Below are 12,968 nucleotides of genomic sequence, written 5' to 3'. Positions count from 1 at the left end.
ATCGGAGTTCTGCAGCAGCTCCCGGCGCGTCGCCCGACCGTGGCGGCGTGTCGGCGCAGAACTCCGATTTTCGGCACGCCCGGGGACGGGGCGGAGCGTGATGTGGGGTGGATCAGTCCTATGCCGCCGCCAGCTCGAACGCCCTCCACATCGCGGCGTAGGCGCCGTCGAGCTCGAGCAGTTCGTCGTGCGAGCCGACCTCGATCACGCGGCCGTGGTCGAGCATGACGATGCGGTGAGCACCCATTGCAGTCTGCAGCCGGTGGGCGATGAGCACCGTCGTGCGGTCGCGGGAGAGCCGATGCATGGCATCCGTCACGCGTGACTCGGTGGCGAGGTCGAGGTTCGAGGTCGCCTCGTCGAGCAACAGGATGGTGGGTCTCACGAGCTCGGCTCTGGCGAGCGCGATGAGCTGACGCTGCCCGGCGCTCAGGGACTTGCCGCGCTCGGCGATCAGCGTGTCGTAGCCGGCGGGCAGCGCCTCGATCATGTCGTGGGCACCGACCGCCCGAGCGGCGTTCTCGACGTCGGAGGCGGGGGCATCCGGTCTGCCGTAAGCGATGTTCTCCGCGATGGTGCCCGTGAACAGGAACGACTCCTGCGGCACGTAGCCGAGGTTGCGGCGGAAGCCGCCGAGGTCGAGCGTGCGCAGGTCCTTGCCGTCGGCGCGCACGTGCCCGCGGTCAGGATCGTAGAAACGGGCGAGCAGCTTCATCACCGTCGACTTGCCCGCCCCGGTCTCGCCCACCAGCGCGACCGTCTCGCCGGGGCGGATGCCCAGCTCGATGCCGGAGAGCGCCTCCGGCGGACGGGTGGACGCGGCGTCGCGCGAGCGGAGGTCGCGGGCATCCTTCGGCCCTCTGAGCTCGGTGGAGACCGGCGCGCTCGGGTAGGCGAAGTGCACGTCGTCGAGCGCGACGTCGCCGCTGAGCTCGCCGACGGCTAGCGGATGCTCCGCCTGCGGCGTCAACGTGTCGAGCTTCATGAGCTCCGAGATTCGCGACACCGACACCCTGGTCTGCTGCCAGGCGTCGAACACCTGCGAGAGCTGCTGGATCGGCGAGAAGAACATGTCGATGTAGAGCAGGAACGCGATCAGCGCGCCTGCCGTGAGCTGCCCATGGGCGATGAGCACGGCGCCGAGCCCGAGCACGATCACATCGGCGATGGCCGAGAGGAACTGCACGAACGGGAAGTAGATCGCCACGAGCCGCTGGGCCGCGACGCGAGACCTGAGGTACGCACTGCCGTGCCCGTGGAAGCGGCGCATGGTCGCGTCCTCATGCGTGAACGCCTGCGACTCGCGCACACCGGAGAGGCTCTCCTGGAATGCGGCGTTCACGATCGCGATGCGCTCGCGCGACAGGTCGTACAGCTTCGACGAGCGACGCCGGAACCACACCGTGGCCAGTGCCAACGGAATGACGACGGTGAGCACGGCGAGGCCGAGCGGGGCATCCACGATCACGAGCGCGACGCCGACGCCGACGAACGTGACGAACGCCACGAGGGCGCCCAGCAAGCCGTTCTGCAACAAAGACTCGAACTGGTCGATGTCGGTCGTCATGCGCGTCATGATGCGGCCGGCCATCTCGCGCTCGTAGTAGTCGAGCGAGAGCCGCTGCAGTTGCGCGAACACCCGGATGCGCAGCGACAGCATGATGCGCTGCGCCGCCCGCCCGGTGACGAGGGACTCGGCCATGCCGTTGAACATGTCCGCGATCGTGACGACGAGATAGACAGCGGATGCCCCGAACAGCACCGCAGCGGCTCCCGTCGTCACGCCCTGGTCGATGCCCGTCTTCACCACGGCGGGTCCGAGGAGTCCGGCGAGCGCGTCGATCACCACGAACACCAGCGCGAGCAGCAACGGGCGGCGGAACTGCCTCAGCACCTTGCCGAGGGAGAACTCCGGATCGTGCATCGACTCCTGATCGAGGTCGATCGTGGGGATGTCGCGCACCGGCGGCAGCGCCGCGACGCGCGCCAGAAGCTCGGGCGTCGGGGCGAGACCGGCGCCCATGCCGCGCATGCCGCCGCCCCCGCCGCCGAGCCCCATGCCGATGCCGGGCCCGCCAGCGGCGCGGCGCGGGCGTGGGGCGCCGCCGGCGCTGCCGTTGCCCGCTTGCCCGCCACCACCGCCGGCTGAGGAGTGGGTCGCCCCGACGGTCCGCGTCTCGAAGCCGCCGCCCCGGACATCGTCGGGCCTCGAGGCGCGTCCGCCTTCGGCGGTCGCTCCTCGGCCGGCGGGATGAACGTCAGCGTCGATGCCGACGGGCATCCCCGCCAACGCGTCCACCTCGCCGCGGCGGGCGGCATCCGTCGCACCGAACAGCGCGCGGTACGTGTCGCTGCGATCGATGAGCTCGTCATGGCTGCCCTGGTCGACGATGCGCCCGTGATCGAGCACGACGATGCGGTCGGCGAGGTGGAGCGTGGAGTGCCGGTGCGCGACGAGCAGCACCGTGCGATTCTCCATCACGCTGCGCAGCGCGTCGTGGATGGTCTGCTCGGTGCGCGCATCGATCGCGCTCGTGGCGTCGTCGAGCACGAGGATCGCGGGGTCGCGCAGAATGGCCCTGGCGAGCGCGATGCGCTGCCTCTGACCACCCGAGAGGCTCAGCCCGCGCTCGCCCACCACGGTGTCGTAGCCGCGCGGCAGCTCCATGATGAAGTCGTGCGCCTGCGCGGCGCGTGCGGCCGCCTCGATCTGATCGTCGGTGGCATCCGGTGCCCCATATGCGATGTTGTCGTGCACCGATTCGGAGAACAGGAAGGCGTCTTCGAACGCCATGCCGATCGCCTGCCGCAGCGAGCTGAGGCGGATGTCCTGCACCGGCTCACCGCCGATCGTCACGCTTCCCGAATCGGGGTCGTAGTACCGAACGAGCAGCCGACCGACCGTGGACTTGCCGCTTCCACTGGCACCCACGAGGGCCACCCGCTCCCCCGGCTGCACGGTGAGCGTGAAGTGCTGCAGCACCGGGGCATCCGGTTCGTAGCCGAACGTCACGTCGTCGAACGCGATCGCGCCTGGACGCTCGGGGAGGTCGACGGCGGTGGGCGCATCCTTGATGGCCGGTGTCATGTCGAGCAGCTGGAAGATGCGCTCCAACCCGGTGCGCGCCATCTGGCCGATGGTGAGGATGCCCGCCAGCTGCCTCGCCGGCGCCATGAGCTGGGCGATGTAGGTGGAGAACGCGAGGAACGTGCCGAGCGTGATGTCGCCGGTGAGGGCCAGCCATCCGCCGAGAGCGAGGATGCCCACCTGCCCGAGCACGGGGACCGCCTCCAGCAGCGGCTGGTACCTGGACTGGATGCGCACCGCGCGCATCTGCGATCCGTAGAGCGAGGATGCCGTGCGCGTCAGCCGCTCGAGCTCCCGGCGCTCCTGCCCGAAGGCCTTCACCACCCGAACACCGCCCACGTCCTCGTCGACGATCTCGGCGAGGTCGCCCTCCTTCTGCTGGCCGTCCCAGGTGGCGGGGAAGACCCGGCGGCGCATGCGATAGCTGATGATGAGCAGCGCAGGCAGCACGGCGAGGCTGATGATCGCCAGCAGCGGCGACAACACGAACATCACGATGAGCGAAAGCACCAGCATGAGCACGTTGCCCGACACCAGCGGCAAGAAGTTCAGCAGCCCCTGCACGAGCGCGGAGTCGGAGTTCGCGCGGGCCACGAGCTGGCCGGTGGGCATGGTGTCGAGAGTGGCGGCATCGAGCGACTGCAGCTTGTCGTGCATCTCGTTGCGCAGGTCGTTCTGCACGTCGAGCGCGACCCGGCCGCCTCGGTACCGGCGGAGGTAGGAGAACCCGAACGCGATCAGCGCGAGGGCGATGAGCAGGCCGAGCCAGGGCAGCAACGGCGCCGTCTTGGCGACGATGACGCCATCGACGATCTGCCGCGCGATGAGGGGCGTCGCCACCTGGCATGCCGAGCCCAGGACAGCGGCCGACACGGCGATGGTCACATTGGTGCGGTGGCGCCAGAGGTAGTGGGCGAGCCGGCGCACCCAGCCGGCCTGCTTGCGACCGTCGGGCCCGGGTATGCCGGTGCCGTCTGCGGACGCCTTGCCTGCTGTCGCCCGGTCTGCGCCCGTATCGTCGGGCTTCTCCGCGGTCGGCGTGTTCCGGGTCTCCGCCGCGCTCACTCGGTCGCCCCGGCCTGCGCGCCCACCGCGGTCGCCGCGTCTGCGGCGAGTGGCACGCCTCTTTCCGAGGCGACGGATGCCTGGCGACGCTCGATCCCGTCGCCCAACTCCGCGAGCGAGGCGAGCACGGCATCCGGATGCTCCGTCTCCGCCGCCAACTGCGTCACGACGGAGGCGAGCGCACGCTCCGCCTCGTCTCGGGCGGCGTCACCCTTCGCGGTGAGCGCCAGTTCGACGGCGCGCTGGTCGGTGTCGTGGGCGGTGCGGCGGAGCATCCCTCGGCGAACGAGCGAGTCGACGGTGGCGCTCACCGTCGGCTTGCCGATGGCGAGTCGCGCAGCGAGCCGGGATGCCCGTGCCTCGCCGGCCGCGACAGCCGACAGCACCCGGAAGTCGGCAAGACTCAGGCCGTTCAGTGCGCGTTCGAGGATGCGGGATGCCCTGGTGAGCGCGTGCACGGCGGCGCGGGCATCCGCTGAGCGCGATGCATCAGATAGTTCGACCACCGAACCATCTTAGGCACGCGACACGGTCCGCTGCGCCGCACCCCGGATCCGCGCCCCCGACTCCGCACCGCAGCTCCGCGCCCGTTTTCAGGACATGCGCCGAGTCATCCACCCTGCGTGGCTGGGTCGCGAAACGTCCTGAAAACGGACGGCAGTGAGCAGGCGCAGATTCGCCGTCGTCACCGTATCGGCGCGCCGCTCGCGAAACTAGACTGACGCTCATGTCTGAAACCCCGAAGTCCTTCGGGGGCGCCATGGACACGCGCAAGGTCGATTTCTCGGCTTTCACGAACGACATCTCGCCTTCGGAGTCGCCCACACTCGGCGCGAACACCTCGCCTCTGCTCGGTTCGCCGATCGAGACGCTTTCTGTCACGCATCCGGTCGGTCGAGGCCGCACGAACACCACGCTCATCCAGGCCACGATCGTGCAGACGGATGCCGCATCCGCCTACGCGAGCTTCGACTACTCCGCGAATCCCTCGCGCGAGCCGGCCGTCTCCGTGCACTTCGAGCCCGCCGCGTATGGCATCACCGAGACGCGTGACTACGTGGTCTCGTTCTATCTGGATGCCTTCACACCGATCGTCTTCGACGTCGAGCAGGAGGGCGCCTACAACCCCGCCGGCCTCGGCAGCCGCACGGTCAACGGGCAGCAGGTGCTGTCGGTCGAGCTGAACGTGCTGCCCGCCTCGGCCCTGAGCTACGTCTACATTCAGCAGACCGAGGGCATCGCCTGGAGCTGGTACAAGACGGTGATCGGGCCGCCGCCCCTCAGCGTGATCGGCGACCGGCAGTAGCCGGTACGCAATCCAGGCTCGGACCGCGGTGCGCGGCCGCAGGTGGCGCGCGACACCGGGTCCGGCCCGAATTGCGTACGGGTTGCTACGGCAGGGTGTGACCGGCGGCGGTGAAGAGGCGGTACCACTCGGGGCGCGTGAGCGGCAGGTCGGAGCCGGACGCGGCATCCTTCACCCGCTGCGGGTTGGTCGTGCCGAGCACGACCTGCATGTTCGCGGGATGCCTGGTGATCCACGCCACGGCGATCGCCGTCGGCGTCACGCCGTACGAGGCCGCGATCTCGTCGATCGCGTCGTTCAGGTCGGCGTAGTTCTCGCGGTCGCCGAGGAAGACGCCGTCGAAGAAGCCCTTCTGGAAGGGCGACCACGCCTGCAGCGTGATGTCGTTCAGACGTGCGTAGTCGAGGATGCCGTTGTCGCGGTCGATCGACTGGTCGAGCCCGTTCATGTTGGCGGCGATGCCCTGTGCGAGCAGGTTCGCGTGCGTGATGCTCAGCTGAACCTGGTTCGCCACGATCGGCCGGCTCAGCGATCGACGCAGCAGTTCCATCTGGCCCGGCGTCTGGTTCGAGACTCCGAAGTTGCGCACCTTTCCCGCCGCGTGGAGGGTGTCGAAGGCATCCGCGATCTCGTCCGGCTCCATCAGGGTGTCGGGGCGGTGCAGCAGCAGAACGTCGAGGTAGTCGGTGCGCAGAGCGGCCAGCGACTCGTCGACCGACTCGAGGATGTGCTCCTTCGAGAAGTCCCAGAAGCCCTGCCGGATGCCCACCTTCGACTGGAGGAACACCTGCTCGCGCTCAGCGGCGCTGAACTGCACCGCGTCGCCGAACCGGCGCTCGCAGCCGTGGTCGCCGCCGTAGACATCCGCGTGGTCGAAGAAGTCGATGCCGTTGTCGCGCGCCGTGGAGACCAGAGTGCGGATCTCGTCGTCGCTCTTCTCGAGGATGCGCATGAGGCCGAGCACGACATTGCTCGCCTCGATGTCGGAGTTGCCCAGGGTGATTCGTTTCATGTCTCCATGATGACGGCCGGAGCGCGCTCCGGGTCCAGCGCTCAGGCGGCGGGCGGCTCGAAGAGGGGCGCGGCGAGCGCGAGATAGGCCGTCAGGTCGAAGCCGTCGAGCAGTTCGGCCTGGGTGATGCCGCCCTGCAAGATCCCCGTCATGAGCGGCGCCAGCTCGGCCCCGCGAGCCACCGCGACGTCGTCGGGCACCCCGCAGGTCTCGTGCATCCACAGGGCGATCTGATCGGCGATGACGGCGCGGATGGCGGGTACCACCGTGCCGAACATGGCACGGAGCTCCGGATCGATCACCGCCCGCCCCCACACCTGCACGGGCAGCGCCGTTCCCCCTGCACGTTCCATGAGCCCCGCCACGAGCCGCTGGATCAAGTCGAGCGGATGCGACGGCGTGCCGTCCGGCTCACGCATCTCCTTCATCGCGGCGAGGCCGCCCTCGAGCACCTCGCTCGCCACCGCGGCGACGATCTCCGACTTGCTCGCGAAGTGACCGTAGATGGCCCCTGCGGAGAGCCCGGACTCCGCGATGATGTCGCTCATCGACGACTCCTGAAACCCGCCGCGCAGGAAGCTGCGCATGGCGGCCTCGAGAATCTGGCGCCGCCGAGCCTCGCGATGCTCGTCACTGACCTTGGGCATCCACCCTCCCGTTCTGCTCCATCATCGGACGAGCCTCTTGGCCGCCCGCCGACGCAATGGCCGACCCTGCGTGTCGAGACCAGCGTCGCACGCCGCCGGTCTCGACCGACTCAGCCGGCGAGCCTCCTCGTCGCGTTGACATCGACGATCGCATGATCGATTATAAAGAACGAACATTCGTTTTAGGAGAATTCATGTCCGAACGCATCGCCCACACCACGTGGGGTCGCTCCGTGCTCATCGGCATCGCCGCATCCGTCGCGATCGGCGTCGTCGTGCTCGCGTTCCTCTGGCCCACCGTCACCGCGAAGCCGCAGAACCTGCCGATCGCGGTCACCGGGCAGAGCGCGCAGGTGGATGCCGTCATCAACGCGCTCGACAAGGCGGAGCCCGGCCTCTTCGACGTGACGAAGGTGAGCGACCGCGGCGCGATCGTCACCGGCATCAAGCACAGGGACTATGACGGCGGCATCGTCATCGGCACGACGCCGGAGGTTCTCACGGCCTCCGCGGCGAGCCCGGCGGTCACTCAGGTGATGACCGCGGTGCAGGGCGTGCTGCAGAAGCAGGTGACCGCCGGCATCCAGCAGGCCGCCCAGGCCGGCGCGCAGGCCGCCGCCGCGAAGGGCGCCAGCGCCGAGCAGGTGCTGCAGGCGCTGGGCTCCGTGCCCAGCGTGACGGTGAAGCTCACCGATGTGGTGCCGCTGGCGAGCACGGACTCGCGAGGAACGGGGATGGCGGCGGCCGCGTTCCCGCTCGCGCTCGGCGGCATGATCGGCGGTGTGCTCATCTCGCTGCTCATCACCGGAGTGTGGCGCCGGCTGACCGCGACCGCGGTCTACGCCGTGGCAGCGGGCCTGATCGTCGTGAGCGTGCTGCAGCCGTGGTTCGGCATTCTGCAGGGATCGTTCGTCGGCAATGTCGGCGCGATGGCGCTGGCCGTGTTCGCCACGGCGTCGTTCATCGTGGGCATGTCGTCGCTCATCGGACCGGCGGGCATCGCGGTCGGCGCGGTCGTGACGATCCTCATCGGCAACCCGCTGGCATCCGCGACGCAGCCGACCCAGTTCATGCCAGGGGCGTGGGGTGCCGTGGGGCAGTGGTTCGTTCCCGGCTCGGCCGCGACGCTGCTGCGTGACTTGTCGTACTTCCCCAGCGCGTCGATCGCCTTCCCTCTGCTCGTGCTCGCCGGCTGGTCGGTGCTCGGCATCGTGCTGCAGGTCTCAGGGCACTTCCGCTCGAGGGAGGTCGTGCACGTCGACGGCTGGGACGACGAGGATGCCGCGGCACAGGCCGCGAAGCCGGTCGCGGTCGCGTAGACGGGCGGCCTCTTCCGCTCGCTGAGCGAGCGAAAGCGAGTCGAAGGGCATCGTGTGCGCGTCGACTCGCTTCGCTCGCTCAGTGAGCACGGGTGCTGAGCACGCCGAAGGCGGGCGTCTCGAAACCAGGCCGACGATCGGCGCTCGGTTTCGAGACGCGCCGCTCACGCGGCGCTCCTCAACCGGCGGGTCTCTCGACTGGCGTCAGCTGTGGTGGCCGTGACCGCCCTGATGGTTGCCGTTGCCGCCCTGGCTGCCGTGACCGCCCTGGCCGTTGCCGCCCTGATTGCCGTTGCCATACCCGGTCACCCGCACCGGGACCACCTTGGACACGGCTCCGTTCGACCCGAGCAGCACGGCGCGCTGCTGCGGGTGGGCGAAGTCGAACATCGAGGTGATCGAGCCCGCGCGCTGGTCGAACGAGGAGTCGCCGAGACGACCGGTCGACCAGTTGTCCTCGATGAACTTCGTGATCGAGGTCTGCTCGATGGCGGTGTGGTCCACGTAGTTCTGCTTCGAGAACGGCGAGATCACGAGGAACGGCAGGCGCTGGCTCGGGCCGCAACGATCCGCGTAGCCACCGGCAGCGGAAGCCTTCGCGGTGGTGCAGACCGTCGAGTCGTTCGCGGCATCCTTCGAGCCGTTCAGAATGGTCGGCGCCACGTGGTCGTACCACCCGTCCGAGTCGTCGTAGTTGATGACGATGGCCGTGCTCTTCCACTCCGGCGACTTCTGGATGGCGTTGATCTCGTTCACGAGGAACTTCTGCTCATCGAGCGGGTCGGAGTAGCCGGCGTGACCGTCTTGCGCCTCAGGGGCCTTCAGGAACGACACGGCCGGCAGGTTGTTCTGCTTGAGCGCCGTGTCGAATGCCGTCAGGTCGTACTGGTGGTTGGCCTGATCGGTGTGGCCGATCATCCGGTCGCTGGACGGCGGCAGGTGGTGCGGGTTCGATGTCGACTTGTAGTACTCGAACGGGTTGTGGTGCGGCGAGTAGTCCACGGATGCCGCGCCCGCCACGTTGGTCGTGGTCGCGCCGCAGGTCGCGTACGAGCCCGTCTTGCCGTTCCACGTGGTGGTCGGCGTGAAGCCGCCCTGGAACCAGCCCCACGTGATGTTCTTCGCGTTGAGCAGGTCGCCGATGTTCTTGCCCGACAGCGACGCCAGCGCGTTCGTCGACGTGTGGTTGTTGTCCGCACAGTCGTCGTACGCCGGATCGGGGTCGTTGATCACCGTGCCGACGCCCTTGGCGTCAGGGGATGCCACGGTGTAGGCATCCGGGGTCGCCGTCTGCTTGCCCGTCGTCGGGTCGATCGAGACGACGCCGTGCGTCTGACCGGAGATGAGGTCCAGCGCGCCGGGAGTCGATGGCCCGAACACGGTGTCCCACGCGTTGTCGCTCATGGCATAGTTCTGCGCGTAGTTCCACAGACCCGTCACGGTGTTGCCGTCGTAGTAGTCCATGGCGAGCCCGGGAGAGCCGTACATGCCCGTGCAGGTGTCCTTGCTCGTGTTCTCCACGAACTTGTCCATGGCACCGTTGTCCACAGCCTTCTGCTCGGGACCGTAGTTGTGGTTCTGGTCGCAGGTGACCGCCTCGGACGGCGACAGCCGCTGCGGCGAGTAGGCGTTGGGGTTGGTCGTGATCAGCCCGGCGCTCTGCTCCGTGTTGGCCTTCGGCGTGCCCTTGGCCGCGACGAACTTCGTGCCGTCGGTGTTCGCCGCGTTCGGGTAGGTGCCGAAGTAGTGGTCGAACGAGATGTTCTCGTCGAACAGCACGACGAGGTGCTTGATCGGCGTCTTCGTGTCGGTGGAGTGGTTGTCTTGATGGGCAGACGCCGGAGCCGCGATGGCCACCGTCGTCGCGATCGCGGCGAGCGCGATCGGAAGGGCGGCGACGCGCAGGGTGCGTCGCCCGAACACCGTCGGCATTCGTGTTCCTTTCGTTGGATTCAGGTGCTGCTGGCGGCCTTCAGTCCCCGATCAGGCCAACAGCCCGCTGGCGTACCAGTCGGTCTCGTGTCGCACGCCCGGCAGCGCGAAGAAGTAGCCGCCGCCGGTCGGCGAGATGTAGTCGACGAGCGGCTCGTCGATGAGCCGCTTCTGCACGGTCACGAACTGGCGCTCGAGATCCTGGTTGAAGCAGGCGAAGATGAGCCCGTTGTCGAGGTTGCCGTTCACGTCGATGCCGCTGTCGTAGTTGTACGGACGGCGGAGCATCTGCTGCTTCGCCTGCTGGGGCGAGCGATTGTTCGCGAGCCGGATGTGGGCATCCATCTGAATGACGTCGCCGGTCGGATCGCTCGCGTAGTGCGGATCGTCGAACTCGTGGGTGCCGGTGAGCGGTGCGCCGGAGTCGCGGCGCCTGCCGATCATGTTCTCCTGCTCGTGGATCGAGACACGGTCCCAGAACTCGACGAGCATGCGGATGAGGCGCACCACGTGATAGCTGCCGCCCTCGACCCAGTCGGGCTCGTCGCCGCCCGCATGAGTCCAGACGAGTTCGTCGGGAGCGGCCTTGGTGTCGAGCGCGGGATGCGCCGTGCCATCCTTGAAGCCCAGCAGATTGCGGGGCGTGCCGGTCGGTCGCGGCGGCGACGAGAAGCCGTCTTTGCGCCAGCGCAACTGCATCGCGCCGCGGGTCGCCCTGGCGATGTCGCGCAGCGCGTGCGTGACTGTGTCGGCGTTGTGGGCGCAGAGCTGAAGCAGCAGATCGCCGTCGCAGATCGACCGGTCGAGGTCGTCGTTGGGAAAGTCCTCCATGGTGCGCAGCCGCGCCGGCTTGGCGGAGGACAGCCCGTAACGGTCGTCGAACACCGACGCCCCGAGCGAGACGGTGACCGTGAGCCCGTCGGCCGGGACCGTCGGCCCGAGCACGCCGGAGTCCGGCGGTGGCGCGGTGATGCCCACGCTCGCGGGAGTGCCGCCGCTTGCCAGAAAGCGTGCGCGGTCGGTGAGCGTCTTCATGAGCTCGGTGAGCTCGGAGCGACCGGCTGCCGTGAGGTCGAACGACGCGAACGTCGCGACCCGCTGCGCCGGGGTGAGGATGCCGGCCTGATGCGCCCCGTGGAACGGGTACGACGACGCGGTGGCCGACCCCGTCTCCGCGACCGGCACCCCCGCGACCGACGAGGTCGCCGAGGCGGGTGTCGTGGTGGTCGACGCTTCGGCGGCCGCCGGTGCGGCAGCGGCGGCCACGATCGGCGCCGCGAGGCCCGCGCCGACGAGACCGTGCAGAAAGCCTCGCCGCGTCGCACCGGCTTCGCTCGGCTGCTCGTGCACGCTCATGACGCCGCCCTCCGCACGTCGCAGATCGCGGCGACCGGAGCGAGCAGTTCCACTGTCTGGTCGATCTGCGCGTCGAGCCGCTCGCGCTGCGCGGTGGAGAGGTTCTGCACCGGGGTCCAGGAGCCGTTCGCGCCGCGGTAGGACTCGACGAGGGTGCGGGATGCCGCGATGGCGGCATCCGTCTTGGCCAGGTCGGGATAGCGGGTCTTCAGAATGCCGCGCAACGGTTGCAGTGCCTGCACGGTGCCCGCGAGGTTGGCGTCGAGTGTGGCCAGGTTGGTGTGGCTGCCGGCGTCGGTCGCGCCGGTGAGTTCGAACTGCAGGGCGTTCTCCAGGATCTCGTGGGCGCGCAGACCGATGTCGAGCGGATCGATGCGCGCCGTGGGAAAGGTCGTGCGCAGAGTGCCGATGTCGGCGACGAGTCGCTTCGTGAAGGGCACGATCGTCGCGGGCGTCGCTCCCGACCACAGCAGCGCCTCGATCTTGTGGAACCCGGTGAGGTCGGGGTCGTCGAGCGCGGTGCGGCCGGAGGCCGGCATGCCGTTGATGGCGGTGTCCGCATCGCCGAACGCGCCGTACGCGGCGCCGAGGGATTCGTATTCGAGATGGGCCGTGAGCCACTCGGTGCGCGCCTTCGCGAGGTCGCCGGAGGCGACATCGGCCTGGAGCGCGGATGCCTCGCCCTGCAGCACGGGCAGTCTGCTCTCGATCCACGTTCCGTACTGCTTCGCGGCGGGAATGAGGTTGTTCTGGGTCACGGGCACGATGCCCGGCGTCGCATCCAGCACGTGCTTCGCACCCGACACCGTCACGACGGGCCCGTCGATCGGATCCTCGTCGGCAGGCAGGCACACGAACCGGTACCGCCCGGCGGCGAGCGTGACCTGACCGCGCACCGTGGCGCCGGTGCCGATGGACTCGAGGTCGAGGTAGACCGGCTGAGCGGAGGCGCCGGCGCGCTGCAGGTACACTTCCATGCCCGCGATGGACGTGTTCTTCACGTCGAACGTGAGCGCCCCGGCACTGGACCCCGTCCAGCCGGTGCCGCAGCCGGAGATCCCCGCATCGACGGCGATGTCTCCCGTGGCCTTCGTCGCGACAGGAACGACAGACGCGCCGAGGACCGCCGCGGTCACCACCGCTCCCACGATCGCCGCGCCTGCACCGGCGGCGATGCCGTAGACCGTTCCTCGCCGCACGCTGCCCGCCTCGCCCTGCTCCCGGAGGGCACCGCGATGCCCCG

The 12,968-nt window shown here is 68.9% G+C and carries 9 protein-coding genes; 2 read left to right on the top strand and 7 right to left on the bottom strand.

Going from position 1 to position 12,968, the window contains the following annotated elements; genetic code table 11:
- Positions 1-118: 118 nt before the first annotated feature.
- Together FPZ11_RS15750 and FPZ11_RS15745 are read right to left on the bottom strand one after the other, a co-directional pair.
- On the bottom strand, positions 119-4,153 hold the full coding sequence (locus FPZ11_RS15750) for an ABC transporter ATP-binding protein (RefSeq protein ID WP_210415894.1): 4,035 nt from the start codon (positions 4,151-4,153) through the stop codon (positions 119-121).
- Positions 4,150-4,659: a MarR family winged helix-turn-helix transcriptional regulator gene (locus FPZ11_RS15745; protein WP_146322035.1), complete on the bottom strand. Its 510-nt coding sequence runs from the start codon at positions 4,657-4,659 to the stop codon at positions 4,150-4,152. The genes FPZ11_RS15750 and FPZ11_RS15745 overlap by 4 nt, the downstream gene beginning before the upstream one ends.
- A 221-nt stretch (positions 4,660-4,880) precedes the next feature.
- Here FPZ11_RS15745 and FPZ11_RS15740 point away from each other — a divergent pair, with 221 nt between their 5' ends.
- Complete coding sequence (locus FPZ11_RS15740) at positions 4,881-5,459, top strand: hypothetical protein (RefSeq protein ID WP_146322034.1); 579 nt, start codon at positions 4,881-4,883, stop codon at positions 5,457-5,459.
- A gap of 85 nt (positions 5,460-5,544) precedes the next feature.
- Here FPZ11_RS15740 and FPZ11_RS15735 read toward each other — a convergent pair whose 3' ends face one another.
- Both FPZ11_RS15735 and FPZ11_RS15730 read right to left on the bottom strand, forming a co-directional pair.
- Complete coding sequence (locus FPZ11_RS15735; RefSeq protein ID WP_146322033.1) at positions 5,545-6,471, bottom strand: aldo/keto reductase; 927 nt, start codon at positions 6,469-6,471, stop codon at positions 5,545-5,547.
- A gap of 41 nt (positions 6,472-6,512) precedes the next feature.
- Positions 6,513-7,118 carry a TetR/AcrR family transcriptional regulator gene (locus tag FPZ11_RS15730; RefSeq protein ID WP_146322032.1) on the bottom strand — a complete coding sequence of 202 codons (606 nt, stop codon included), beginning with the start codon at positions 7,116-7,118 and terminating at the stop codon, positions 6,513-6,515.
- Between the two features lie 194 nt (positions 7,119-7,312).
- Between FPZ11_RS15730 and FPZ11_RS15725 the strand changes: the two genes are divergently transcribed.
- The gene (locus FPZ11_RS15725; protein ID WP_146322031.1) at positions 7,313-8,437 is read left to right on the top strand and encodes a YhgE/Pip domain-containing protein; all 1,125 of its coding nucleotides are present in this window, start codon (positions 7,313-7,315) and stop codon (positions 8,435-8,437) included.
- Between the two features lie 204 nt (positions 8,438-8,641).
- Here the strand turns inward: FPZ11_RS15725 and FPZ11_RS15720 are convergent, their stop codons facing one another.
- Genes FPZ11_RS15720 through FPZ11_RS15710 form a run of 3 tightly spaced genes read right to left on the bottom strand, consistent with a single transcriptional unit; the run spans position 8,642 to position 12,924 of the window.
- Positions 8,642-10,369: a phospholipase C gene (locus tag FPZ11_RS15720; RefSeq protein ID WP_146322030.1), complete on the bottom strand. Its 1,728-nt coding sequence runs from the start codon at positions 10,367-10,369 to the stop codon at positions 8,642-8,644.
- Between the two features lie 51 nt (positions 10,370-10,420).
- Entirely contained in the window at positions 10,421-11,725 is a 1,305-nt protein-coding gene (gene efeB, locus FPZ11_RS15715; protein WP_146322029.1) for an iron uptake transporter deferrochelatase/peroxidase subunit, read from the bottom strand.
- Positions 11,722-12,924: an EfeM/EfeO family lipoprotein gene (locus FPZ11_RS15710; protein WP_146322028.1), complete on the bottom strand. Its 1,203-nt coding sequence runs from the start codon at positions 12,922-12,924 to the stop codon at positions 11,722-11,724. The genes efeB and FPZ11_RS15710 overlap by 4 nt, the downstream gene beginning before the upstream one ends.
- Positions 12,925-12,968 lie beyond the last annotated feature (44 nt).

Origin of the sequence: Humibacter ginsenosidimutans, from assembly GCF_007859675.1 — a bacterium.
Taxonomy (GTDB): domain Bacteria; phylum Actinomycetota; class Actinomycetes; order Actinomycetales; family Microbacteriaceae; genus Humibacter; species Humibacter ginsenosidimutans.
The sequence above is the reverse complement of the archived record's forward strand: the minus strand, read 5'-3'. Positions and strand labels throughout refer to the sequence as shown.